Origin of the sequence: Proteus sp. G2674 (assembly GCF_009915195.1) — a bacterium.
Classification (GTDB): Bacteria; Pseudomonadota; Gammaproteobacteria; order Enterobacterales; family Enterobacteriaceae; genus Proteus; species Proteus mirabilis.
In genome coordinates, this window is sequence record NZ_JAABLS010000033.1 from 1 (window position 1) to 25256 (window position 25256).

A 25256-nucleotide genomic window follows, 5' to 3' on the forward strand; every position below is an offset into this window, starting at 1 on the left:
TCAATAAATTATAAAGTTAAAATAATGTTTTAAATGTAAATAAAAATAACCTCATTGATTTAAATCATCTATTTTATAAAAAATAGAAAGCAGGAAAAATAATCATTAACATATGAATATTTCTATATTTAATTTTATTCTAAAAAATAAACAATTTTGGAAAACCATTTCAAAATGTTTATAAACAGCACACAAAAAGCACAAAGTATAAAAAATGTTACATTTAGCGATTTTTTAGTTATATTTAGCATTTGAGATGGTGATCACGGTAGTTTATCCTGAAAAACACTATATTCTGCCCATCTAAAGTCTAGATATAAACTTATTGAATATTTTTTCAAATTTTAGAAGATTTTTATTCTTTTAAAATCTAGCTTTTTTAGTATGTGGTAATTGAAGATATTGAGATAACACCAGGCACTCAATGCGCTCATTTATTCATAATAAAATTTATGCAGTGATTGCTTTGTAAAAAGGCAATGACTCACTTTATTTTTCATTATTTTTTTACCGCGTTATTTCGGAGAGTATTATGGATACAACCAAAGCTGGTTCTATCGCACAGGGTAATACCCAAAGTGATTACAAAACATGGCGTAAGTCAGACACAGTATGGATGCTCGGTTTGTATGGTACAGCTATCGGTGCTGGCGTTCTGTTTTTACCTATCAATGCCGGGATTGGTGGCTTAATTCCTCTGTTGATTATGTTAGTACTTGCTTTTCCTATGACCTTTTTTGCACACCGTGGTATGTGTCGCTTTGTGCTATCAGGTAAAAATCCAGGTGAAGATATTACTGAAGTGGTTGAAGAACACTTTGGTAAAACAGCAGGTGTATTAATCACTCTGCTCTATTTCTTTGCTATTTATCCTATTTTGTTGGTTTACAGTGTCGCTATCACTAATACGGTAGAAAGCTTTATTGTTCACCAAATGCATATGACAGCACCACCTCGTGCGATTTTATCACTGGTACTGATTGTCGGTATTATGTGTATCATTCGCTTTGGTGAACAAGCTATTGTTAAAGCAATGAGTGTCTTAGTATTCCCATTCGTTGCCATCTTGATGGTACTTGCTTTATACCTCATTCCTGAATGGAATGGTGCCATTCTTGATACGCTCTCTTTTGATCACGCCTCAACTTCTGGTATGAGCCAAGGCTTGTTAGTCACCTTATGGTTAGCTATCCCTGTGATGGTGTTCTCTTTTAACCACTCACCTATCATCTCTGCTTTTGCTGTGGCAAAACGCGAAGAGTACGGTGACAATGCAGAGAAAAAATGTTCACGCATCTTAGCTTATGCTCATATTATGATGGTGATCACTGTTATGTTCTTCGTGTTTAGCTGCGTATTTAGCTTAACCCCAGAAAATTTAGCTGAAGCAAAAGAGCAAAACATCAGTATTCTGTCTTATCTTGCTAACCACTTTGAAGCACCCGTTATCGCTTACATTGCACCTTTCATTGCCTTTGTTGCGATTACTAAATCTTTCTTAGGTCACTATTTAGGGGCTCGTGAAGGTTTCAATGGCTTAATTATCAAAGGGATGCGCGGAATTGGTAAGAATGTCGAAAAAGATCGTTTAAACAAAATCACAGCTCTGTTTATGTTGGTTACAACGTGGATCGTTGCAACATTAAACCCAAGTATCCTTGGTATGATTGAAACACTGGGTGGCCCAATCATCGCAATGTTACTGTTCTTAATGCCTATGTATGCTATCCGTAAAGTACCAGCGATGAAAAAATATCAAGGCCATATTAGCAACGTATTTGTTGTTATCATGGGTCTGATTGCAATCTCAGCGGTTTTCTACACCTTAGGTAATACTTTCATTAATTATTTCTTTAACTAATAAGTTTATCGATGGCTACTTTCTAAAATGAAAGTAGCCATATCGCTACAGTCTACAAAACAGTTTTCATTCTAATAACACACAGTGCGCCTTTAAATTAGGGAGGCGAATATTATGGTTAGCGTTTTTGATATTTTTAAAATCGGTATTGGACCTTCAAGCTCACACACGGTAGGCCCAATGAAAGCAGGTAAAGAATTTGTCGATTTACTTGCTGAGAAAAACCTTCTCTCCTCTGTTTCCCGCGTAGTCGTTGATGTGTATGGCTCTTTATCTCTAACAGGTAAAGGTCACGCAACAGATATCGCGATTATTATGGGATTAGCCGGTAATTTACCTGATACGGTTGATATTGACGCTATCGCACCTTTTATTAAACAAGTCGAAAATACCGGACGTTTGATGTTAGCTAATGGTGCTCAAGAGGTTGATTTCCCCGCGGTTGGAGGCATGAATTTTCATAAAAGTAATTTACCTCTTCATGAAAATGGTATGACTATCAGCGCCTATAATGGCGAACAACTTCTGTTGAAAAAAACCTATTACTCCATTGGTGGCGGCTTTATTGTTGATGAAGAGCATTTTGGTCAGCCCGAAGAGAATAAAGTTGAAGTACCTTATCCTTATCAATATGCTGCTGATTTACGACGTCACTGTAAGGAAACCGGTCTCTCTCTTTCTGCACTGGTGATGCAAAATGAGCTTGCATTACGCAGTAAAGAAGAGATCTCAGCCCATTTTGCTGCCGTTTGGGAGGTAATGAAATCAGGTATCGAGCGCGGTGTTAATACCGAAGGCTTATTACCGGGACCATTACGTGTTCCTCGTCGCGCGTCTGCATTACGTCGTATGTTAGTGACTGAAGATAAAACCACCACCGATCCTATGACAGTGGTTGATTGGATCAATATGTTTGCATTAGCCGTAAACGAAGAAAATGCCGCCGGTGGACGTGTTGTAACAGCACCCACTAATGGCGCATGCGGTATTATTCCTGCCGTACTCTCCTATTACGATAAATTTATTCGCCCAGTCAACGAAAACTCCTATACACGCTTTTTCTTAGTGGCCGGTGTTATTGGGTCGCTGTACAAAATGAATGCCTCTATTTCCGGTGCTGAAGTGGGTTGTCAAGGTGAAGTCGGTGTAGCCTGCTCAATGGCTGCAGGGGCTTTAACTGAACTGCTAGGGGGTAGTCCTGAGCAAGTCTGTATTGCGGCTGAAATCGCAATGGAGCATAACTTAGGTCTTACTTGTGATCCGGTTGCAGGACAAGTACAGGTGCCTTGTATCGAGCGTAATGCTATTGCTGCCGTACAAGCGGTAAACTCAGCACGGATGGCGCTTCGTCGTGTCAGTGATCCACGTATCTGTTTAGATAAAGTCATCGAGACTATGTATGAAACAGGTAAAGATATTAATTCTAAATATCGTGAAACATCGCAAGGTGGCTTAGCCATTAAAGTCTCTTGCGATTAATTTAACACTTTGACATGATTGTTACCCATAAACCAATGCCAGCTTTTGCTGGCATTATTTATTTTTGCTCCCCCGTCCTATATCTCTTCAACCACATCATAATAATTTTATATTTTTTATTACAATGGCAGTATCATGTGACACCGAGCATATCTTCTAAAGTCCAATATCTATAAACCTATAAATCTATTGGTCATATTTATATTATTAGCTAAAGTTGATTAATTAGAGGGTTATTCGCTCAATAAGTAGCAACAGAGCGATACATTTTTTCTTGATCTGTTGAATCGATAGCATTGATGCATTATCACTCATGTAGCTCTACACGGGATAAAAAGAGAACCAAAATGAAATCAGATATTGAAATTTCCCATCAAGCACCGCTTTTACCCATCCAAAATATTGCTAAAAAAATAAATGTAGACCAAGACGATATTGAATTTTATGGCAAATACAAAGCCAAGTTTAGCCAGAGTATTTGGTCAAAAGTCACCTCAAAAAAACAGGGTAAATTGGTGCTTGTCACTTCCATTAATCCCACGCCAGCAGGTGAAGGTAAAACCACCGTTACGGTAGGATTAGGACAAGCCCTTAATCAATTAGGCAAAAGTGCCATTATTGCATTACGCGAACCCTCCTTAGGCCCTTGTTTTGGTCTAAAAGGAGGAGCGGCTGGCGGTGGATATTCACAAGTTGTACCGATGGAAGATCTCAATCTTCATTTTACCGGTGATTTTCATGCTATCACCTCTGCAAATAATTTATTAGCAGCGATGTTAGATAACTCGCTTTATCAAGGTAATCCCCTTAACATTAATCCTAAAAAGATTATTTTTAAGCGCTGTATGGATATGAATGATCGCGCACTACGTCATTTAGTGATTGGATTAGGTGGCGACAAAGATGGAGTGGTTAGAGAAGATAGCTTTGTTATCACCGTTGCTAGCGAAATTATGTCTATCCTTTGTTTAGCAAAAGATATTAATGATTTAAAACAGCGCTTAGCACGTATCATCGTTGCATATAACTATGAAGGCGAGCCTGTTAGTGCTGAAGATCTCAACGCTGTCGGCGCTATGGCAACCTTACTTAAAGATGCCCTTAATCCTAATTTAGTACAAACGTTAGAAAATACCCCCGCGATTATTCATGGTGGCCCTTTTGCCAACATTGCCCATGGCTGTAATAGTCTAAGAGCGACTAAACTTGCTCTTCAACTGGCTGATATCACTGTAACAGAAGCGGGATTTGGTGCTGATCTAGGTGCGGAAAAATTCTTTGATATCAAATGTCGCATAGGCGACTTACAACCAGACTGTGCAGTTTTAGTCGTTACCACTAAGGCATTAAAATATAATGGTGGCTTAGGCAAAACACAGTGGGATCACGAAAATCTCACCGCTTTAGCAACGGGGATCGAAAATCTAGGTAAGCATATTGAAAATCTGAAAAAATATGGTGTTCCGGTTATTGTTACAGTAAATGCTTATGTGACAGACTCTGCTAAAGAGCATGAATTTATCGCCCAATATTGCCAGCAAAGAGGATGTCGTTTTGCCATTAGTCAAGTATGGGAAAAAGGTGGCGTGGGTGGTATTGAATTAGCCAATCAGGTTATTGACACACTAGAAAATGATGCACCACAGTTTCAATTACTCTACCCTGATAATATGCCTTTAAAGCAAAAGATAGAGACCATTGCTCAAGAAATTTATGGTGCAAAAGGGGTGACTTACAATGCTAACGCCCAAGAGATGCTAACAAAAATCGAGGATATGGGCTTTGGCCATTTCCCTATTTGTATGGCAAAAACGCAATATTCTCTATCAGATGATCCCGCATTACTTGGTCGCCCGACTGATTTTACCATTAATATCCGGGAAGTGTATGTCAGTGCTGGTGCAGGCTTTGTTGTTGCATTAACGGGCACAATAAATACGATGCCAGGATTACCTAAAAAACCGGCAGCAATGGCGATGGACGTTGATGATCATGGGGCAATAAAAGGACTGTTCTAAGGCACTTAAAACCTGCTCAATAAAGAATGCCAGTTAATACTGGCATTCTTATTTTAAATGGGTGAGTTTTTCAGTAATTATGAGCTTAATTAACCAAAAAGCGCATTAAACCAACCAGAGACTGTTTTAACCACAAAGTCCCAGATACGACTAAAGAAACCCCCTTCTTCAACCGCTTCTTTTACCACTAATGGACGCTGCTCAATCACTTCATCGTTTAGTAAGAAATTCACTGTTCCTACTACTTGATTTTGTGTTAATGGTGCTTCTAATTCGGGGTTAGTCAATGTAAAAGAGGCTTTTAAGTTCTTTAGCTCTCCTTTAGGAATGGTGATTGATGCATCTTTAGCAACACCTAAAGCCACTTCACCTTTATCGCCATACCATACTTTTTGCGTAGTCAGGGGCACGTTCTCTTTTACAGGTGTCACGGTTTCAAAAAAGCGGAAACCCCAGCCGAGTAATCTTTCACTTTCAGCAAAACGCACTTTATCTGATGGCGCCCCTAAAACCACTGCAATCAGACGCATATTTCCTTCGGTTGCCGAAGAGACAAGGTTATAGCCAGCCCCATTGGTATGCCCGGTTTTTACACCGTCGACATTCATATTTTTATTCCACAATAGACGGTTACGATTTGGCTGGCGAATATTGTTGAAGGTAAATTCTTTTTCTTTATGAATATCATATTCTGAAGGTACATCGCGGATCATGGCAGCTGTTAATAACGCCATATCTTGTGCTGTGGTGTACTGCCCTTCAGAATCTAGACCATGTACTGTTTTAAAGTGAGTGTTTTTTAAACCTAAATTCGCGGCATAGGTATTCATAAGATCAACAAAGGTTTCTTGGCTACCGGCAACATGTTCTGCCAGCGCAATACTGGCATCATTACCAGATTGGATCACCATACCTCGATTTAAGTCGATCACTTTAACTCGATCGCCTGGTTTTAAAAACATCAAGGATGAGCCCTTTAAAACAGGATTACCCGTCGCCCAAGCATTGCGCCCAACAATAACAATATCATCGGGCGACATACGTCCCTCTTTTATTGCTTGTCCTACCACATAACTACTCATTATTTTGGTTAGACTGGCAGGATCTAGGCGCTCTTCAGGCTTCTCTGAAGCAAGTATTTTTCCACTGTTATAATCCATTAATACGTAAGATTTAGCCTCAATTTGAGGTGGCACAGGATTATTCACCGCAAAAGTAGGACTAGAAATAATTAGCAGTAAACCCATTCCCGCGGTAACCTTAGCCAATACGGATGGAAGATTTGTTTTCATTACCGATCACCCTTTTATATCAATTTGTTAAAGCTTTCCTACTATAGGGCTTTATGGAATAAGACGCCAACATTGATAGATAAAGATTTATCTTATATTCATATTTAACGCCCTACAGAGGGAATTTTTGTTACTTATCGTGGTTTAGGAGACCTTTATGTTAAAAGTCTGGGGTAGAAAAAACTCATCGAACGTTAAAAAAGTCCTGTGGTGTTTAAAAGAGCTTCAAGCTCCTTACGAACAAATTGATGTCGGAGGCCCTTTTGGTGGACTTCATGAGGCCAACTATTTAGCACTCAATCCCAATGCATCTATTCCTACCTTACAAGATGATGATTTTGCCTTATGGGAGTCAAATACCATAATTCGTTATTTATGTACCAAATATGAAAATTATCATCTCTACCCAACCGATGTAAAGCAACGCGCAAACGTTGAAAAATGGATGGATTGGTCGAATGGTAGCCTTTTTTCTCCAATCCAACAAATGATGATAAATCTTGTTCGCACACCAAAAGAGCAGCAAGATCCACAGCTTGTACAGAGCCTAAAAGCGAAATTAAACCAACTGATCAAAATTGCCGATGATCAACTGGCTAAAACAGCTTATTTTGCCGGTGACTATTTTTCATTAGCTGATATCGCTATTGCTCCTTTGGTATACCCATGGCTAGAGGTTTGTCAAGAAGGTGCAAATTATCCACATCTACAACGCTGGTTTGCACAATTAAGTGAAAATCAGATCTTCCGTGATGTCGTTTTACTGCCGGTAAATTAACTCATTGGCATTTTGTCGGGATCAGGATAGTGATAATGAAATCCGAGATCTCGGCAAATCTCCTGACCGTCGATCTCTCGTGCTGGCGGTTTATCTTCTAGAGCAAATTCAGGGGGAGTAAGATCTAACTGTGCAGCAGCACGGCTGTAAAAATCTTTCTTTTTAGGATGAATAGGCGCGCATAAATTATATAAACGGCCTCCTTCATTTTGAGCAAGCAGTTGCTCTATCGCAAAAATAACATCGTCTAAATGCACTAAATTGACACTCTGATGTGCACCTTTGACCTGTTTTTTACCGGATAAAAAGCGTCCTGCATGACGACCAGGCCCAACTAACCCCGCCAAACGTAAAATATCGACGGTCGTGAGTGGTAAGCGATGTAACCAATTTTCAACTTCCGCTATCATCTTAGCGGATTGCGTTTCTGGCCTAATATCAACTTCTTCTGTAATAACACCACTTTGATTGCCATATACTGAAGTAGAGCTAATATAAATCACTCTTGTCACATGCCGAGACATGGCGCTATCCACTAATGTTTGTATCCCTTCAACATAATCATATCCTCCCCCCGCCGCACTGGGAGGTAATGTAATAATCAGTACGTCAGTTTCCATTAAGTAATCAAAATCATCTCTATCACACTCAATAGCCGGTGTTAAATTCATTAGACAACAATCAACACCACTCATTCGTGCTGCTTCTACACCATCTTCTGTGGTTTTTGTTCCTTTTACTTGATACCCCGCTTCACGCAAGGCATTGGCAAGTGGTAATCCTAACCAACCTAATCCGACTATCGTGATCCGTTTCATTTTCTACCCCTACTTTCATGGCTTATTTAAATTATGTAACAAAACTTAATTTTATCCATTACTGATAAAAACTGCTTAAGCGTTATATATATTTAGCCTGCTTTAATATACTGGCGCACTTACTCGGTTAAGTAAAGAAAAGAAATATTAAAATTCTCTAAAAAAACATAAGGTTACAATTTATTTAAATTATTATTAAAAAATAGGTTGCTTTTTACTTTATAAATCAGGTAGGTTGAAAGGCAGACAAATTCTAAATACTGGTTAATTATTTATAACGGGTATTTTTATTCGCTAGGAAAACATTATGTATAGCATTCAATTAAACCACCATCATCACCATCATCCTGACTAGTCTTTCAGGCGATGAGTGCTGGAAGACGTTTAGGTAACGCTTCCGGTGGTCTGAGTGCAGACAATAAAATAAAAACCCCGGAAGGCAACTTCCGGGGTTTTTTTATAGCTAAATTTCATAACAAGAATACGGACAAAGATAGGGTAACATTATGTTAGATAAAGCAAGATTACGAATTGCCATGCAAAAATCAGGTCGTTTAAGTGATGATTCACGAGCACTTTTAGCGCGTTGTGGCATTAAAATAAACTTAAACCAACAACGCCTTATCGCTTATGCGGAAAATATGCCTATCGATATTTTACGTGTCAGAGATGATGATATCCCCGGTTTAGTGATGGACGGAGTGGTTGATTTAGGCATTATTGGTGAAAACGTATTAGAAGAAGAATTACTAAAACGCCGAGCACAAGGAGAAAATCCAAGTTATATCACACTGCGTCGTCTTGACTTTGGTGCTTGCCGTTTATCTCTTGCTGCACCGGTTGATTTTGATTATCAAGGGGTTGAATGCCTCAATAATACCCGTATTGCCACCTCTTACCCTAATCTATTAAAACGTTATTTAGACCAAAAAGGGATCACCTTTAAATCTTGCTTATTAAATGGCTCCGTTGAAGTCGCACCTCGAGCCGGTCTGGCCGATTCTATTTGTGATTTAGTTTCTACTGGCGCCACATTAGAAGCCAATGGATTAAAAGAAGTAGAAGTTATTTATCGTTCTAAAGCTTGTTTAATTCAACGTGACGGTGAAATGGACGCAACAAAACAAGCCCTTATCGATCGCTTAATGACGCGTATTCAAGGAGTTATTCAAGCGCGCGAATCAAAATACATTATGTTACACGCGCCAAGTGATTGCCTTGAAGATGTTATCGCCCTATTACCGGGTGCTGAGCGCCCGACCATCCTTCCTTTAGCGGGTGATCAAAATCGAGTAGCAATGCACATGGTCAGCAGTGAAACCCTCTTTTGGGAAACGATGGAAAAACTAAAAGCATTAGGGGCAAGTTCAATTCTTGTTTTACCAATAGAAAAAATGATGGAATAAGGTGAGATGATGAAAACGGCGTTTAATACATTAAATTTCTGGGATAAATGCACCCAACAGCAACAACAACAGCTACTCACTCGCCCAGCGATATCCGCATCAGCGCCTATTACAGAGCAAGTTGCTACGATTATTTCTCAGGTACGCAACGATGGGGATAAAGCCCTTAAGGCACTGAGTCAAAAATATGATAAAGCGGCTCCCGATAGCGTATTGGTGACAAAAACACAGATTGACGCGGCTTGTGCAAGGCTCAATAACGAAATCAAACAAGCAATAGCGCAAGCCATGAGCAATATACGCCGTTTTCATGAAGCGCAAATTCCTAAAACCATTGAGGTAGAAACGCAACCTGGTGTATTTTGCCAACAAGTCAGTCGCCCTATTGATGCCGTAGGACTTTATATTCCCGGTGGATCAGCGCCTTTACTCTCAACAGTGATGATGTTGGGGCTACCGGCCCGTATTGCCGGTTGTCGCAAAATAATTTTATGCTCTCCGCCACCGATTGCTGATGAAATTTTGTATATTGCGCAACAAATTGGTATTGATGAAATATTCCAAGTCGGTGGTGCTCAAGCCATTGCTGCGATGGCTTTTGGTACAGAGTCTATCCCAAAGGTAGATAAAATTTTCGGTCCGGGAAATGCCTATGTAACAGAAGCAAAACGCCAAGTCAGCCAATCGCTACAAGGTGCGGCTATTGATATGCCAGCCGGCCCTTCGGAAGTATTAGTGATTGCTGATGCCGATGCTGATCCTGCCTTTATTGCCGCTGATTTACTATCACAAGCAGAGCACGGTCCTGACTCACAAGTAGTGCTATTAACCCCAGATGAAGCCCTTGCCAAAGCGGTCATTAGCGAGACGCAAGCCCAATTAACACAATTAACTCGCGCAGAAATAGCACAACAAGCCTTAGCCGAAAGTCGTGTCATTATCACCCGTGATCTCAACCAATGTATTGAAATCAGTAATCGCTATGGGCCTGAACACTTAATTATTCAGACTAATGATGCAGACTCACTTGTTGATAGCATTACTAGCGCCGGCTCAGTGTTCTTAGGGGCTTGGTCTCCTGAATCAGCGGGAGATTACGCTTCTGGCACCAATCACGTACTACCTACATACGGTTATACCGCCACCTATTCGAGTTTAGGCTTAGCCGATTTTATGAAACGTATGACCGTACAAAAACTGACTGCTCAAGGTTTGGCTGATTTAGCCAATACCATTGAAATATTAGCGCAAGCAGAGCAATTAACTGCACATAAAAATGCCGTCACACTTCGCGTTAACGCCTTGGCTCAAGGAGATAACTAGCCATGAACACGCCCTTTGATATTACCCTATTAGCCAGAAAAAATGTTCGCCAGTTAACCCCTTATCAATCAGCGAGACGTTTAGGTGGAAATGGCTCGGTTTGGTTAAATGCCAATGAATACCCTACCGCTCCTGACTTTACGTTTAATGAAAAAAATTTAAACCGCTACCCTGAGTGTCAGCCAGTTAACGTAATTAATCGCTATGCAGCATATGCAGGCGTCCAACCTGAGCAAGTGTTAGTTAGCCGAGGTGCCGATGAAGCGATAGAACTACTGATCCGTGCTTTTTGTGAGCCTGGTAAAGATGCTGTTCTCTATTGTCCACCCACTTATGGTATGTACAGCGTCAGTGCGGAAACCTTTGGTGTAGAACAGCGTGTTGTCCCTGCTCTTGCTGATTGGGAGCCTGATGTCAAAGCCATCGCATCACAACTTGATAATGTCAAACTGATTTATCTTTGCAGCCCCAATAACCCAACAGGCAATATCGTTGATCCTTCGCTTATTCGTGATGTATTAGCATTGGCTAAAGGCAAAGCCATTGTGGCTATTGACGAAGCTTATATTGAGTTTTGTCCTCAAGCATCACTAGTCGCTTGGTTAAAAGAGTATCCGAATTTAGCCATTTTACGAACTCTCTCTAAAGCTTTTGCATTAGCGGGACTGCGTTGTGGCTTTGCACTTGCCAATTCACCTGTTATTGAATTATTACTTAAGGTGATCGCCCCTTACCCACTTTCTACCCCGGTTGCTGATATTGCGGCACAAGCATTAACTGACCAAGGTATAGAAGCGATGAAACAACGGGTAATGGAAATTGTACGCAATAGAACATATTTAGCGGATGCACTAAAAAATTTACCCAATGTTGAACAGGTTTATTGTAGTGAAACCAACTATATTTTAGTGAAATTCACTGATGCTGATTGTGTTTTCCGCAGTTTATGGGAGCAAGGGATTATTTTACGCGATCAACAGCGTCAATATGGGCTGGCAGGTTGTTTACGCATCTCTATCGGTACGCGTCAAGAGTGTGATAGCGTGATAACCGCTATAAAAAATAGACAAACGGCAAACGTATAAACATCACTAATGATAACAATAAAAAATCACCACTGAGGGATCTCAACCATGAGCCAGAAAATTCTTTTTATCGATCGTGATGGTACTTTGATCACAGAGCCACCAACCGATCACCAAGTTGATAGTCTCAATAAGCTTGCCTTTGAAAATGGCGTTATTCCCGCATTACTCAACTTACAACAGGCGGGCTATAAGCTTATTATGATCACCAATCAAGATGGGCTTGGTACAGACAGTTTTCCACAAGCTGACTTTGAACCCCCTCATAATCTCATGATGCAGGTTTTTTCTTCACAAGGTATTGTTTTTGATGAAGTATTAATCTGCCCTCATAAACCTGAAGACAACTGTCCTTGTCGTAAACCTGAAACAGGGTTAGTCACCCAATATCTGGTTGAAAGTGCTCTTGATAAAACCAATAGCTATGTGATTGGTGATAGACAAACCGATCTACAATTAGCTGAAAATATGGGGATCAACGGATTACGTTATAACGCCAATGAATTAAGCTGGTCAGCTATCAGTGAATTGCTGACGAAAAAAGATCGCTACTCCCACGTTGAACGTAAAACCAAAGAGACACAAATAGCCATTGATATCTGGCTTGATCGTGAAGGTGAAAGCCAAATTAGCACTGGAGTTGGTTTTTTTGATCATATGCTAGATCAAATTGCCACCCACGGTGGCTTTCGTATAAATATCAATGTACAAGGGGATTTAGTCATTGACGATCACCACACCGTTGAAGATACCGGTCTTGCACTCGGCGAAGCACTGCGAGAAGCATTAGGTAATAAACGTGGCATTGCACGTTTTGGTTTTACTTTGCCTATGGATGAGTGCCTAGCAAGTTGTGCGCTGGATATTTCTGGACGCCCTCACCTTGAATATAAAGCAGAATTTAAATATCAGCGCGTTGGTGATTTAAGCACAGAGATGATTGAGCACTTTTTCCGCTCTCTCTCTTACACTATGGGCTGCACTCTACACTTAAAATCAAAAGGCAAAAACGATCACCACAAAGCAGAAAGTCTGTTTAAAGTATTTGGTCGTACCTTACGCCAAGCTATCCGTGTTGAAGGAAATACCTTACCCAGTTCAAAAGGTGTGCTGTGATGAAAGTCGTCATTCTTGATACAGGTTGTGCTAATTTAGCCTCGGTTGCATACGCCGTACAAAGGCTAGGTTACGATCCGATTATTTCTTATGAAAAAAATATCGTGTTATCTGCTGATAAACTGTTTCTACCCGGGGTGGGAACAGCCCGTGCCGCTATGGAACAACTAAAAGCCCGTGAACTTATCCCTTTAATTAAAGCGTTAACCCAACCCGTATTAGGTATTTGCTTAGGGATGCAAATTTTGGCCTCTCTGAGTGAAGAAGGTCACAATATCCCTCTATTAGGATTAGTTGACGGTAATATCAATAAACTTGATACCAAAGGATTACCCTTACCGCATATGGGTTGGGATCAGGTATTAGCAAAACCCGCTCACCCTCTATTTCGCAATATTGACAGCGACGCTTGGTTCTATTTTGTTCACAGCTATGGTTTAGGGCTCAATGACTCAACCATAGCCGAAACAGAATATGGTTCACGCTTTAGCAGTGCCATTCAGAAAGATAATTTCTATGGGGTGCAATTTCACCCTGAACGCTCAGGAAAAGCGGGTGCTCAACTGATTAAGAATTTTTTGGAGATGTAACGCGTTATGATTATTCCGGCATTAGATTTAATTGATGGCAAAGTCGTTCGTCTTCATCAAGGTGATTATAATAAACAACGTGATTATGATGATGATCCGATCCGTCGCTATCAACAGTATCAACAAGACGGAGCAAAATTATTGCATCTCGTCGACCTAACTGGTGCGAAAGATCCACTTGCACGGCAGATCCCACTATTAAAACAGCTAGTTGCCTGTGTTAACGTTCCTGTGCAAGTTGGTGGTGGTATTCGTAGCGAAGAAGATGTGAAGTCGCTATTAGCCGCAGGAGCAAGTCGAGTGGTGATTGGCTCTACAGCGGTGAGCCAGCCCGAATTAGTCAAAACATGGTTTGAGCGTTATGGTGCCGATGCGATTGTACTCGCCCTTGATGTTCGTATCGACGAACAAGGTAAAAAATGGGTGGCGGTAAGTGGCTGGCAAGAAAACTCCCCCTATACACTAGAAGAGATCATCGCACTTTATCAACCTGTAGGATTAAAGCATGTATTATGCACCGATATTTCTCGTGATGGCACCTTAGCCGGTTCTAACGTCGAACTGTATAAAGAAATTAGCCAGCGTTTCCCTGATATTTTATTCCAAGCTTCAGGCGGTATTGGCGATTTACAGGATATTGCAGCACTTCCTGGATCGGGTGTTGCGGGCATTATTGTTGGCAGAGCACTATTAGAAGGCAAATTCACATTACAAGAGGCGATATCATGTTGGCAAAACGCATAATTCCTTGTCTTGATGTTCGTGATGGACAGGTTGTTAAAGGTGTGCAATTTCGTAACCATGAAATTATTGGTGATATTGTTCCCTTAGCAGAACGCTACGCGAAAGAAGGTGCCGACGAGCTGGTCTTTTATGATATAACCGCCTCTTCTGATGGCCGAGTGGTCGATAAAAGTTGGGTATCGCGGGTAGCCGAAGTGATTGATATTCCATTTTGTGTTGCGGGTGGCATTCGCTCAGTAGAAGATGCCGGGAAAATTCTCTCTTTTGGGGCAGATAAAATCTCAATTAATTCCCCTGCACTTTCTGATCCAACACTGATTTCTCGCCTTGCCGATCGCTACGGTGTGCAGTGTGTAGTTGTGGGAATTGATACATGGTTTGATGAAAAAACCGGGGAATATCTCGTTTATCAATTTACGGGTGATGAAAAACGCACGCAACAAACGCCATGGAAAACGCTCGATTGGGTACAAGAAGTACAGCAACGGGGGGCGGGAGAAATAGTGTTAAACATGATGAACCAAGATGGTGTAAGACAAGGCTATGATTTAAAACAACTCGCACTGGTACGCCAAGTCACTCAGGTTCCCATGATAGCTTCTGGCGGTGCAGGTGAAATGTCACACTTTCTGGATGCGTTTAAATTAGCCAATGTTGACGGTGCCCTTGCCGCTTCCGTATTCCATAAGCAGATCATTAATATCAACGAATTGAAACAGTATCTCGCAGAAAATGGCGTTAAGGTAAGAATATAATGAATAATACAAAACTCGCCCAATTAGATTGGCAAAAAGTCGATAACCTAATGCCTGTCATTATCCAAAATGCTATTTCTGGTGATGTCTTAATGCTTGGTTATATGGATAAAGCCGCATTAGAAATGACGCTAAACAGTGGCAAGGTCACTTTCTATTCACGAACTAAACAACGTTTATGGACAAAAGGTGAAACATCAGGCAATTTCCTTAAATTGGTGGATATTTATCCTGATTGTGATAACGATACTTTACTTATTTTAGCTCACCCAATCGGGCCTACTTGTCATAATGGGACTGAAAGTTGTTTTGCTCCGGCTCAAAGCCAATGGGGATTTCTTTATGAGCTTGAGAACTTACTGCGCGAGCGTAAAAACGCCTCGCCAGATAGCTCTTATACGGCACAACTTTATGCCAGCGGAACCAAACGTATCGCACAAAAAGTCGGAGAGGAAGGTGTTGAGACTGCTTTAGCTGCAACTGTTAATGATCGTGAAGAGTTAAAAAATGAAGCTTCTGATTTGCTCTATCATTTAATGGTGCTATTACAAGACCAATCGCTATCTCTATCTGATGTGATTGATTGCTTACAAAAGCGTCATAAAAAAGCGCAATAAAATAAGTGTCAGTCATTAAACTACATGACCACTTAATACTTAATAATATAAAAAACACCTCAAATACAACATTGATATTTGAGGTGTTAATTCTTTGCTTAAACAAGATGTTAACTTATATTAACCCTCTTATTTTTAGCGATTACATTGCTTGGCGGAATATCTCGATAACATCACTTTCACTACCTTGAACAGGGTTAGTGATGGCACATGCATCTTTTAATGCATTTTCAGCTAATGTTTTAAAATCTTCTTCTTTCACGCCTAATTCTTTCAGGCCTGCTGGAATACCGACATCTTTGGCGATTTTGCGGATCTCATCAATACAAGCTTGCGCACCCTGCTCATCATTCATTGCCGAAACATCAACACCCATAGCTTGCGCTATATCTTTTAAACGACCTGCTGCAGCTTGGATATTATAAGCTTGAACATGAGGCAGTAATACTGCATTACATACACCATGAGGTAAGTTATAAAAACCACCTAATTGGTGAGCCATAGCATGCACATAACCTAAAGAAGCATTATTAAATGCCATACCCGCTAAAAATTGTGCATAAGCCATATTTTCACGTGCTGCTGTATCACCCCCGTTTTCAACGACTTTACGTAAAGACTCACTGATCATCGTCACTGCTTTTAACGCACATGCATCAGTAATAGGATTAGCGGCAGTAGAGACATAAGCTTCAACAGCATGGGTTAACGCATCCATACCCGTAGCTGCGGTTAAACCTTTTGGCATGCCAATCATTAACTCTGAATCATTTACAGATAAGATTGGTGTTACATTTTTATCAACAATAGCCATTTTAATATGACGCGCAGTATCTGTGATGATACAAAAACGTGTCATTTCAGAAGCAGTACCAGCGGTTGTATTAATTGCAATCAGTGGTAATTGCGGATGCTCAGAGCGATCAACCCCTTCATAATCGGCAATCTTACCACCATTGGCAGCGACTAGTGCGATACCTTTAGCACAGTCATGAGGAGAGCCACCACCTAAAGAGATAACACAGTCACATTGATGCTCTTTTAATAAGGCTAACCCCGCTTCAACATTTTCAACGGTAGGGTTTGGCGCTGTACCATCATAAGTAACGCTAGCAATACCTGATTTTGCCAGTAATTCACTCACTTTATTTACAACACCTAATTGATTTAAAACACTATCAGTAACAATCAGTGCCTTATGAAAGCCAAAGTCTTTCATTGAGTTTATCGCGTCTGCAAGACAACCTGCGCCTAATTTGTTTACTGAAGGGATATAAAATGTTGAACTGGCCATTATTGACTTCCTTTTAGTAATTTAATCTACGTTTTAATATGTTCTATTCTTTTTATTCTTAAATTGATCATTATCAATATAATGAATAAATATTAATTTTTTTATAATATTAGAGCTCTAAAATAATATAGATAATCTAATTATCCTATTAATTCAATAGGATAATACTATTAACATATTATCATTTGTAACAAAATAATTTGATAGGCTTATCAAAATAATAAATACCAAAGAAACATATCACCGCAGAAAAATTTTTTTAAAGTCGTATAATGACCGAATAAAAATACATGCTTAATCTTAGGAGTCATTGATGTCTTTGACTATTTTCGAGCAATTAACCACATTACTCAATCACCATCACGCCCGTTATCGCGTCATGGAACACCCGACCGCGGGTCGTTCTGAGGAAGTTGCTAAAATAAGAGGTACACAATTAGGGCAAGGGGCAAAAGGTCTAGTTTGTCATGTAAAAGGTAATGGTATTAAACAACACGTACTCGCCATTTTACCTGCTGATAAACAAGCTGATCTATCAAAACTCGCTATCGCTATTGGTGGGACAAGAGCCTCTCTTGCAAGCCCGAAAGAAGTTGATGAACTAACGCAATGTGTATTTGGCGCGATCCCACCTTTTAGTTTTCATCCAGCACTAAAACTGGTTGCTGATCCGCTATTATTTGAACGTTTTGATGAATTAGCCTTTAATGCTGGAACATTAGAACGTTCGATTATTTTAAATACACAAGATTATCAGCGTATTGCTCAGCCTGAGTTAATTCATTTTATTCGCCACGATGATAATGATTAATAAAAGTACTATAAAATGCAGTTAAAAAGTATTTTTTAACTATAACTTTTTAACTACAAATAGTAAAAAGGTGCTGAAATTCAGCACCCCTAACACTTATAACTCACTGTTTTTAAAAATTACTCCATCCACTCAGTATGGAATACGCCTTCTTTATCAGTACGTTTATAAGTATGCGCACCAAAATAGTCACGTTGTGCTTGAATTAAGTTTGCTGGTAACACTTGCGCACGGTAGCTATCGTAATAAGAGATAGCCGCAGAGAATGTTGGCGTAGGAATACCTGCTTGAACACCATAACAAACAACATCACGCAATGCTTGTTGATACTCATCAGCGATATTTTTAAAGTAAGGTGCTAATAATAAATTAGCGATATTCGCATCGTCATTATAGGCATCAGTGATTTTTTGTAAGAATTGAGCACGAATGATACAACCTGCACGGAAAATTTTCGCAATTTCACCGTAATTTAGATCCCAGTTATATTCATCTGATGCAGCTTTCAATTGTTGGAAGCCTTGCGCATAAGAGACAATTTTACCTAAATATAGTGCACGACGAACATTCTCAATAAAAGCTTTTTTATCACCAGTAAATGCTTTTGGTGTTGGACCTGATAATACTTTAGATGCCGCCACACGTTGATCTTTCAGTGAAGAAATATAACGTGCAAAAACAGATTCTGTAATCAACGTAACAGGAACACCTAAGTCTAAAGAGCTTTGGCTAGTCCATTTACCGGTGCCTTTATTTGCCGCTTCATCAAGAATAACATCAACAAGGTAGTTACCTTCTTCATCTTTCTTACGGAAAATATCAGCAGTAATTTCAATAAGGTAGCTACTTAATTCGCCTTTATTCCACTCGGTAAAAGTGTCCGCTAACTCTTCGTTAGTTAAACCTAGTGAGTGTTTTAATACTGAATAAGCTTCTGCTATCAGTTGCATATCACCATATTCGATACCATTGTGTACCATTTTCACATAGTGACCTGCACCATCTGCACCAATATAAGTGACGCAAGGCTCGCCATCTGCCACCGCGGCAATTTTCTCAAGAATAGGAGCAACTAACTCATAGGCTTCTTTTTGACCACCAGGCATAATAGAAGGTCCTTTTAATGCCCCTTCTTCACCACCAGAAACACCCGTACCAATAAAGTTAAAACCTTGAGCCGATAGCTCACGATTACGACGAATAGTATCTTTAAAGAAAGTATTTCCGCCATCAATAAGGATATCGCCCTTATCTAAATGTGGTGTCAGCGCTGCGATGGTTTTATCTGTTGCTTCACCCGCTTTAACCATTAACAAAATACGACGCGGTTTTTCTAATGAATCAACAAATTCCTCAATAGAGTAATTCGGAACCAGTTTTTTACCTGGATTTTCAGCGATCACTTCATTGGTTTTATCGCTCGAGCGGTTGTAGATAGATACAGTGTAACCACGGCTTTCAATGTTTAGCGCAAGGTTACGTCCCATCACTGCCATACCAACCACACCGATTTGCTGTTTTGACATGAAATAACTCCCGTCTGAATATAAACCAGCCAGTCTCAATGTACTGACAATTTGTTAACCTGATCACATAGTAACTCACTCTCTCATTTGGTGGTAGTTATTGATGCAATCGATATCGCATTCCTTATGGATAAAATGAAATTATTCTGCCACTATCAATAATAATTTATTGAAAAATTCCGCTAAATTGCTCATTATTCCCCAGTCGGCATAAGCCGTCTTTATAGAAGGTAAAACAAACTGTATGGAATGGATCGTAGATCCGACGATATGGGCTGGACTGGCCACCCTTATTGTTCTTGAAATCGTACTAGGTATCGATAACCTAGTATTCATTGCCATTCTGGCAGATAAACTTCCAGCAAAAGTAAGAGATAAAGCACGTATCACCGGCTTATTGTGTGCCCTGGTGATGCGTATTGTGTTGCTATTTAGTCTCTCATGGTTGATAACCCTCACCAAACCACTGATCACTCTATTTGGCCACCCTTTTAGTGCCAGAGATCTCATTATGTTGATAGGTGGGATATTCTTGCTGTTTAAAGCGACGATGGAGCTTAACGAACGGCTAGAAGGTAAAGATCATGGTGAAGGGAAACAACGCAAAACGACTCATTTTTGGTCTGTCGTTGCCCAAATCATCGTACTAGATGCCGTATTCTCCCTTGATTCTGTTATCACTGCGGTAGGAATGGTTGACCATCTCGGTGTGATGGTTGCAGCAGTCACTATTGCGATGTTCTTGATGATCCTCGCAAGTAAGCCATTAACTACATTTGTCAATAATCACCCAACTATTGTTATCTTATGTTTAAGTTTCTTATTGATGATTGGCTTTGCACTGGTTGCAGAAGGGTTTGGCTATCCAATACCTAAAGGCTATTTATACGCAGCCATTGGTTTCTCTATTATGATAGAGATATTTAACCAATTGGCACAGTTTAACCGTCGCCGTTTCTTATCTGCTTCTCGCTCTTTGCGTGAACGTACAGCGGAAGCGGTATTGCGTATTATTAATGGCAAACCAGATTCATCAGAACTTGATCCACATACTTCAGATTTAGTTGCTAATACAGAAGAGGTATTTGATCCTCAAGAGCGCCAAATGATTGTGCGTGTTCTGGGTTTAAGCCAGCGAAACGTCAATAGTATTATGACTTCACGCCATGATGTTGAATATGTTGATTTAAAAGCCACCCAAGATGATATTCGCCAATTACTCGAGAAAGATCCCCATTCTCGTCTTGTTATTACCGACGAAGAACATAGCGACGAACCTATCGGCGTGGTAAATGTTATTCAATTATTAAATCAACAGTTACGTAATGAACCATTAGATTTACGTTTATTAATTACACAACCCTTAATCTTCCCTGAAGGGTTATCACTATTACAGGCATTAGAACAATTCCGTAATGCTCATACTCACTTTGCATTTGTGGTTGATGAGTTTGGCTCTGTCGAAGGCATTGTTACCTTAACCGATGTAATGGAAACGATCGCCGGTAATTTACCAGTAAGTACAGAGGAAAATGACTCTCGTCACGACTTAGTACAAAATGAAGATGGCTCATGGACCGTCAATGGTTTTACACCGCTGGAAGACTTAGTGCTTTATATTCCTATTAAGTTGGATGAAAAACGTGAGTATGAAACCTTGGCTGGCTTATTGATGGAACATTTACAACGCGTTCCTGCCGTCGGTGAAAAAGTGGTTATTGATGGTATTGAATTTGAACCATTAGATGTACACAATCACCGTATTAATAAAGTACGTATTGTTGAACCAACACCTGAAGACGAAGAAAACGTCGACGAAGCTTAATTTCTATTAAATAACCAAATATCCGTCTCTAAGGCGGATATTTTTTATCTGAAAATGGTGCTTAATAAAAAAATGGGCTTTGTCTATGCATAACAAAGCCCGTCAATAGAATGAAAAATAAAGTAGATAAAGCTAACTTTATTTCAATAATTTATTGATGATCAACCTAATGTACTGGGTACCAGTATTTCCGTTGCAACAATCACAATCACAAGCCCGACCAATACTGGCACAGAAACGCGTTTCATCACTTCAAAAGGTGAAATTTTTGCCATTCCTGATACAGCAACCACCACACCCGATACAGGTGATAAAGTCCGTCCTAAGTTTGATGCTTGTAACATCGGAATAGTTAAGTAAGCAGGATTCACACCCATATTACTTGCTAAGCGCGGAATTAATTCAACGAAAGCATAGAAAGGCGCATTCCCTGAGCCGGTTGTCATTGCCGCGAGCATGGTAATTAAGACTAATGCAATCATCATAACAATTGCCCCTGAGCCTAATGATTGTGCACCATCAATTAACGCGTGAATAAAGCCAACCGTTGTTAAACCTTGAGCAAAAACTCCTGCGGCAACTAATAACATTACCACTTGGGCAAATGCATCAGCCATACCACGGTAAGCAACTTCTAAACCGGCAAAAACCTCTTTAGCACTAAAGCTACGGATAAATTCAATAACCGCAGATAACATCATGCAAAGAATAATAATGGCAACAATATGAAGCTCTGGTAACCATTTACCATCAAAAACTAATACACCAATAATAGGTGTGAAAGGTAAAATCGCATAGAAATTAGGGGCGTGAGTTTTGATTTCGTTCACATCTAACATCTCTGTTTCGATATGCTCTTTACGATCAAGATAACGTTGCCAGAAAAAGTGAGCAATACACATCCCAAGAATTGCGGCAATAGAGATAGGCAGTGTTGTTTTAAACGCAAAATCAATAAGTGGCATTTCAGAAGCTTGTGCCGCTAAAATCACGTCACCAGAGGTTGGCGCTAAAATAATTGATGCAGGTGAAGCACAGATAGCTGCCGCCGCACCACGACTAATTCCCATATTGACCATCACTGGGAATAAGGTCGCCATCAATAACACACCAAGACCTATTGCAGATGAAACAGCTAATGACATTAAACATGCAACAATATAAGCCGCTACCATTAAAAGATAAGGTGAGTTGATCATTTTTAATGGGCGTGAGGCAAGTTTCACGACCACGTCATTGGCACCAATATGAGTCATATAAGAAGCAAACCCACATAGCACCATGATCATCATCCCCAGATCACCACCACGGCTCATAAGTAGATTTTTTACATACTCAACAATATCGATTAAGCGATAACCGGTACTTGTGACACTAACTGGTAATACTGATTTGCCCATAATCACACTGATGATAAGCAATAATAGCCCACCAGTAAGTAGCACACCTGTTGGCGAATATCCCTTAACAATGTAACGCCCAACACCCACAGCGACGAGGGCGCCGATAAGAATTTCAATCATGTATAGTTCCTGTCTACGATAGTTATTTATAAAATGAAGCTTTTTGTTTTTATCATCATTTTTTTGCATTTAGTGCAATGGACACACTCTGCCCAAAGGCAACGTTGCAGTGTATGACATATATCAAAAAAAACGACTATTTTTTTACATGTAAACAGTACGAATGAGTATTTTTTAGGCAAAAACTGAATTAAATGATAAACATAATGCACTATGAGCATAATTTAATCATTTTATCCATTTTCTGTTAACAGTGACAGGGAACGGGGAGAATGAGAATAAGAAACGTAATACAGCATCTGTGTTTCACAGATATTGTTTAATATAAGAGAAGGGATTATTAATCATAAATTAATAAAATCAATTTATTAGCCAAAAAACAAAACAAAACAAAACAAGGTGGAATAAAAATTTATTCCACCTTGTTAACAACTTTAAAAATTATATTTTTTTCAATAATTGATTAAGCGCTTTAACTTCGGGGCTATCATCTTGCTTATTTAACCAATTATCTATGGCCTGTTTTGCTTTTTGCTGTAATTGATCACGTAGTAATTTTTCAACGTTAAACTCATATTGGATAGCATTCCAATTACCATACAATCTTAATGGAATATCTATTTTGGCCAGTTGGCGAATAAATTCATTCTCTTTGCCCCAACCTTTTTTGATATTAACCATCAGCATCACATCTAGATTATGACGTTGTAGATCTAATTGACCTTGCCCGCTGATCTGATAAGCACTTGCTTGAGCATCTAACTGATTTAACGTCACTCGGCCTTTAGGTGCTAGTTTAAACTGGGCAATCACACTATCTGCTTTGGTATAGTTCTCAATATCTTCAGGATAAACCACTTGATCGGTTGTTTGTGCAATAGATTGCTGGATCACTTGTGGAATATTTAATCCTAGCATTTTAAATTCGCTTAATGACGTATCCAGTGTACCCTGCCAACTATTAAGAAACGCGTTGCGATTATATCCGGCACCTTCTAGATGCCCTTTAGCAGAAATTAAACCACTGAAATTTTCTGGCTGATCAAAGACGCGTAATAAAGGTTGCAAAGGGATATTATTCATTGTGACATTCATACTAATATGTGCTGGCACAATGCTGGTAGAAATCACCGTAGGCAGTGAAAAATCTCCGTTTAGGATCTGCCCTTCTAACCTATCAATATTTAATGATTTGGGGTTATTTAATGCGGTTAATTTAACATTGTTTATTTCTAATTCTTTATACAATAACTTATTGAGCGCTAAGTTTAAGCTAAATTCAATATCACCCCAGTGGGTTAAATCATACGCTTTGTTTTCAATTGTCGCGGAGGTAATAACCGGACGAGCCATAATAGTTGCATTGGGTGATGGTGCAGCCTGAGCATGGCTAAAGAATGAGAATGATCTCGACGGGGTATTTGCCAAGGTTAACGATGCCGTTTCAGATGAATTAGGCTGTGCTAACTCAGGTAATAGGGTATTTAAATTTAAAGTGTCCCCAGTTAATTCCACTTGATAGCGGTTCTTTTTAGCCAATTCAGCCGTGATGCTACCTTGTAGCTGACTCTCATTTGCCGTCATATTTAAATTATTTAAGGCAATAACATTTACACTATCATTTTTAATATTGAAATCTGAGGTTAAATTTCCGGAGATCCCTTGAGCCGGAAGCCCTATTCCCGATAATGCATAATCTAATTGAGCGATATTGCCACTGATTTGATATGGGTAGCCACTCATATCAGCATTAGCAACAACATTTAACATTAACTCGCGACGATCACGATTAATTTTGGTGCTCATCTCAAGGTTAATTTGTTTTTTGTCGTCCGTTTTTAATAATAAATTGATATCGCGTAAATTAAGTTGCTCTCCCCCTTTGGTTTGCCAAATAATCAAACTATCGGAGATCCTCACCTTAGCAATATTTAATTGCCAACGATTTGTTTTTGGCTCAATAATCGGACGAGTACTGTCTTCATTGGCAACAGAAGGCGGGGTTATTTTAGGTATTGCTTTACTCTCAGGCGTTTGTCTAACCACTGCGCCTTTTAGCATCACTTCTTTTACTTCCAACTGGTGGGAAAGTAATGGCCATAATTCCACATCAAGACGCATATTATCAGCAGTGATCAATGGTTGCTCAGCACCGGGAGCTGTTAATGACATTTTACCACTAATAATGCTGAGTTTTGGCCAGACATGCCAACGCATATCATCTTGTAAGGTTAATTTATAGCCACTTTGTTTTTCAACGCGTTCAACAAGATAACCACGAAAATCATTAGGGTTAATGAGCAAAACTAATGTCGTTAAGCCTGCCAAAATCACTACAAGCAAAATGGCGAGTGTTGTCAAAAACCTTTTCATATTGTTACCCGCTTAATAAAGT

Annotated in this window: 20 protein-coding genes and 1 other annotated feature; of the genes, 14 read left to right on the forward strand and 6 right to left on the reverse strand. The window is 39.6% G+C overall.

What is annotated here, in order from left to right:
- Positions 1-532: 532 nt before the first annotated feature.
- The 3 genes from GWI58_RS13710 (at position 533) to GWI58_RS13720 (ending at position 5358) form a co-directional block, all read left to right on the forward strand.
- On the forward strand, positions 533-1861 hold the full coding sequence (locus GWI58_RS13710; RefSeq protein ID WP_004244537.1) for an HAAAP family serine/threonine permease: 1329 nt from the start codon (positions 533-535) through the stop codon (positions 1859-1861).
- A gap of 114 nt (positions 1862-1975) precedes the next feature.
- Entirely contained in the window at positions 1976-3340 is a 1365-nt protein-coding gene (locus tag GWI58_RS13715; RefSeq protein WP_004244536.1) for an L-serine ammonia-lyase, read from the forward strand.
- 347 nt (positions 3341-3687) lie between these two features.
- Positions 3688-5358, forward strand: coding sequence for a formate--tetrahydrofolate ligase (locus GWI58_RS13720; RefSeq protein ID WP_161769285.1), 1671 nt, complete (start codon positions 3688-3690; stop codon positions 5356-5358).
- An 89-nt stretch (positions 5359-5447) separates the two neighbouring features.
- Here GWI58_RS13720 and GWI58_RS13725 read toward each other — a convergent pair whose 3' ends face one another.
- Positions 5448-6650: a serine hydrolase gene (locus GWI58_RS13725; protein WP_004247605.1), complete on the reverse strand. Its 1203-nt coding sequence runs from the start codon at positions 6648-6650 to the stop codon at positions 5448-5450.
- A gap of 157 nt (positions 6651-6807) precedes the next feature.
- Here GWI58_RS13725 and GWI58_RS13730 point away from each other — a divergent pair, with 157 nt between their 5' ends.
- Positions 6808-7428 (forward strand): glutathione S-transferase family protein, encoded by a 621-nt coding sequence (locus tag GWI58_RS13730; RefSeq protein WP_004244532.1) that lies wholly within the window; start codon positions 6808-6810, stop codon positions 7426-7428.
- Here GWI58_RS13730 and GWI58_RS13735 read toward each other — a convergent pair.
- Positions 7425-8246, reverse strand: a complete 822-nt coding sequence (locus tag GWI58_RS13735; protein WP_004247604.1) for an SDR family oxidoreductase — start codon at positions 8244-8246, stop codon at positions 7425-7427. The two genes, GWI58_RS13730 and GWI58_RS13735, sit on opposite strands and share 4 nt — an antisense overlap.
- A 330-nt stretch (positions 8247-8576) precedes the next feature.
- Positions 8577-8708, forward strand: a sequence feature (His leader region).
- A 44-nt stretch (positions 8709-8752) separates the two neighbouring features.
- On the opposite strand from GWI58_RS13735, the gene hisG reads away from it, so the two are divergent.
- The 8 genes from hisG to hisIE are packed head-to-tail and all read left to right on the forward strand — an operon-like array spanning position 8753 to position 15882.
- Complete coding sequence (gene hisG / locus GWI58_RS13740; RefSeq protein ID WP_004244529.1) at positions 8753-9652, forward strand: ATP phosphoribosyltransferase; 900 nt, start codon at positions 8753-8755, stop codon at positions 9650-9652.
- A 6-nt stretch (positions 9653-9658) separates the two neighbouring features.
- Positions 9659-10975: a histidinol dehydrogenase gene (gene hisD / locus GWI58_RS13745; RefSeq protein WP_004252067.1), complete on the forward strand. Its 1317-nt coding sequence runs from the start codon at positions 9659-9661 to the stop codon at positions 10973-10975.
- A 2-nt stretch (positions 10976-10977) separates the two neighbouring features.
- On the forward strand, positions 10978-12060 hold the full coding sequence (hisC, locus tag GWI58_RS13750) for a histidinol-phosphate transaminase (protein WP_104836323.1): 1083 nt from the start codon (positions 10978-10980) through the stop codon (positions 12058-12060).
- Positions 12061-12108: 48 nt separating this feature from the next.
- Entirely contained in the window at positions 12109-13176 is a 1068-nt protein-coding gene (hisB, locus tag GWI58_RS13755) for a bifunctional histidinol-phosphatase/imidazoleglycerol-phosphate dehydratase HisB (protein WP_104836322.1), read from the forward strand.
- Entirely contained in the window at positions 13176-13766 is a 591-nt protein-coding gene (gene hisH / locus GWI58_RS13760; RefSeq protein ID WP_094959759.1) for an imidazole glycerol phosphate synthase subunit HisH, read from the forward strand. The genes hisB and hisH overlap by 1 nt, the downstream gene beginning before the upstream one ends.
- A gap of 6 nt (positions 13767-13772) precedes the next feature.
- Complete coding sequence (gene hisA / locus GWI58_RS13765) at positions 13773-14510, forward strand: 1-(5-phosphoribosyl)-5-[(5-phosphoribosylamino)methylideneamino]imidazole-4-carboxamide isomerase (protein ID WP_004244524.1); 738 nt, start codon at positions 13773-13775, stop codon at positions 14508-14510.
- Positions 14492-15265 (forward strand): imidazole glycerol phosphate synthase subunit HisF, encoded by a 774-nt coding sequence (hisF, locus tag GWI58_RS13770; RefSeq protein WP_004244523.1) that lies wholly within the window; start codon positions 14492-14494, stop codon positions 15263-15265. The genes hisA and hisF overlap by 19 nt, the downstream gene beginning before the upstream one ends.
- Complete coding sequence (hisIE, locus tag GWI58_RS13775; protein WP_049197219.1) at positions 15265-15882, forward strand: bifunctional phosphoribosyl-AMP cyclohydrolase/phosphoribosyl-ATP diphosphatase HisIE; 618 nt, start codon at positions 15265-15267, stop codon at positions 15880-15882. The genes hisF and hisIE overlap by 1 nt, the downstream gene beginning before the upstream one ends.
- Positions 15883-16024: 142 nt before the next feature.
- Here hisIE and yiaY read toward each other — a convergent pair whose 3' ends face one another.
- Complete coding sequence (gene yiaY / locus GWI58_RS13780; RefSeq protein ID WP_036920008.1) at positions 16025-17176, reverse strand: L-threonine dehydrogenase; 1152 nt, start codon at positions 17174-17176, stop codon at positions 16025-16027.
- A 313-nt stretch (positions 17177-17489) separates the two neighbouring features.
- Here yiaY and GWI58_RS13785 point away from each other — a divergent pair, with 313 nt between their 5' ends.
- The gene (locus GWI58_RS13785) at positions 17490-17987 is read left to right on the forward strand and encodes a YbaK/prolyl-tRNA synthetase associated domain-containing protein (protein ID WP_104836321.1); all 498 of its coding nucleotides are present in this window, start codon (positions 17490-17492) and stop codon (positions 17985-17987) included.
- Positions 17988-18106: 119 nt separating this feature from the next.
- On the opposite strand, the gene gndA is transcribed toward GWI58_RS13785, so the two are convergent.
- On the reverse strand, positions 18107-19513 hold the full coding sequence (gene gndA / locus GWI58_RS13790; protein ID WP_004247595.1) for an NADP-dependent phosphogluconate dehydrogenase: 1407 nt from the start codon (positions 19511-19513) through the stop codon (positions 18107-18109).
- 244 nt (positions 19514-19757) lie between these two features.
- Here gndA and GWI58_RS13795 point away from each other — a divergent pair, with 244 nt between their 5' ends.
- Positions 19758-21338 (forward strand): TerC family protein, encoded by a 1581-nt coding sequence (locus tag GWI58_RS13795; protein ID WP_104836320.1) that lies wholly within the window; start codon positions 19758-19760, stop codon positions 21336-21338.
- 161 nt (positions 21339-21499) lie between these two features.
- Here GWI58_RS13795 and dcuC read toward each other — a convergent pair whose 3' ends face one another.
- Positions 21500-22861 carry an anaerobic C4-dicarboxylate transporter DcuC gene (gene dcuC, locus GWI58_RS13800; RefSeq protein WP_161769286.1) on the reverse strand — a complete coding sequence of 454 codons (1362 nt, stop codon included), beginning with the start codon at positions 22859-22861 and terminating at the stop codon, positions 21500-21502.
- Between the two features lie 441 nt (positions 22862-23302).
- Positions 23303-25234 (reverse strand): outer membrane assembly protein AsmA, encoded by a 1932-nt coding sequence (asmA, locus tag GWI58_RS13805; protein ID WP_049218427.1) that lies wholly within the window; start codon positions 25232-25234, stop codon positions 23303-23305.
- Between the last annotated feature and the right edge of the window lie 22 nt (positions 25235-25256).

Excerpts from the sequence above, each read along its gene's own strand:
- hisH (WP_094959759.1), top strand. The coding sequence starts at position 13,176 with ATGAAAGTCGTCATTCTTGATACAGGTTGTGCTAATTTAGCCTCGGTT.
- hisB (WP_104836322.1), top strand. The coding sequence starts at position 12,109 with ATGAGCCAGAAAATTCTTTTTATCGATCGTGATGGTACTTTGATCACA.
- hisIE (WP_049197219.1), top strand. The coding sequence starts at position 15,265 with ATGAATAATACAAAACTCGCCCAATTAGATTGGCAAAAAGTCGATAAC.
- GWI58_RS13730 (WP_004244532.1), top strand. The coding sequence starts at position 6,808 with ATGTTAAAAGTCTGGGGTAGAAAAAACTCATCGAACGTTAAAAAAGTC.
- hisD (WP_004252067.1), top strand. The coding sequence starts at position 9,659 with ATGATGAAAACGGCGTTTAATACATTAAATTTCTGGGATAAATGCACC.
- hisG (WP_004244529.1), top strand. The coding sequence starts at position 8,753 with ATGTTAGATAAAGCAAGATTACGAATTGCCATGCAAAAATCAGGTCGT.
- GWI58_RS13720 (WP_161769285.1), top strand. The coding sequence starts at position 3,688 with ATGAAATCAGATATTGAAATTTCCCATCAAGCACCGCTTTTACCCATC.
- gndA (WP_004247595.1), bottom strand. The coding sequence starts at position 19,513 with ATGTCAAAACAGCAAATCGGTGTGGTTGGTATGGCAGTGATGGGACGT.
- GWI58_RS13715 (WP_004244536.1), top strand. The coding sequence starts at position 1,976 with ATGGTTAGCGTTTTTGATATTTTTAAAATCGGTATTGGACCTTCAAGC.
- GWI58_RS13795 (WP_104836320.1), top strand. The coding sequence starts at position 19,758 with ATGGAATGGATCGTAGATCCGACGATATGGGCTGGACTGGCCACCCTT.
- GWI58_RS13785 (WP_104836321.1), top strand. The coding sequence starts at position 17,490 with ATGTCTTTGACTATTTTCGAGCAATTAACCACATTACTCAATCACCAT.
- GWI58_RS13725 (WP_004247605.1), bottom strand. The coding sequence starts at position 6,650 with ATGAAAACAAATCTTCCATCCGTATTGGCTAAGGTTACCGCGGGAATG.
- yiaY (WP_036920008.1), bottom strand. The coding sequence starts at position 17,176 with ATGGCCAGTTCAACATTTTATATCCCTTCAGTAAACAAATTAGGCGCA.
- hisC (WP_104836323.1), top strand. The coding sequence starts at position 10,978 with ATGAACACGCCCTTTGATATTACCCTATTAGCCAGAAAAAATGTTCGC.
- GWI58_RS13710 (WP_004244537.1), top strand. The coding sequence starts at position 533 with ATGGATACAACCAAAGCTGGTTCTATCGCACAGGGTAATACCCAAAGT.
- hisA (WP_004244524.1), top strand. The coding sequence starts at position 13,773 with ATGATTATTCCGGCATTAGATTTAATTGATGGCAAAGTCGTTCGTCTT.
- asmA (WP_049218427.1), bottom strand. The coding sequence starts at position 25,234 with ATGAAAAGGTTTTTGACAACACTCGCCATTTTGCTTGTAGTGATTTTG.
- GWI58_RS13735 (WP_004247604.1), bottom strand. The coding sequence starts at position 8,246 with ATGAAACGGATCACGATAGTCGGATTAGGTTGGTTAGGATTACCACTT.
- hisF (WP_004244523.1), top strand. The coding sequence starts at position 14,492 with ATGTTGGCAAAACGCATAATTCCTTGTCTTGATGTTCGTGATGGACAG.
- dcuC (WP_161769286.1), bottom strand. The coding sequence starts at position 22,861 with ATGATTGAAATTCTTATCGGCGCCCTCGTCGCTGTGGGTGTTGGGCGT.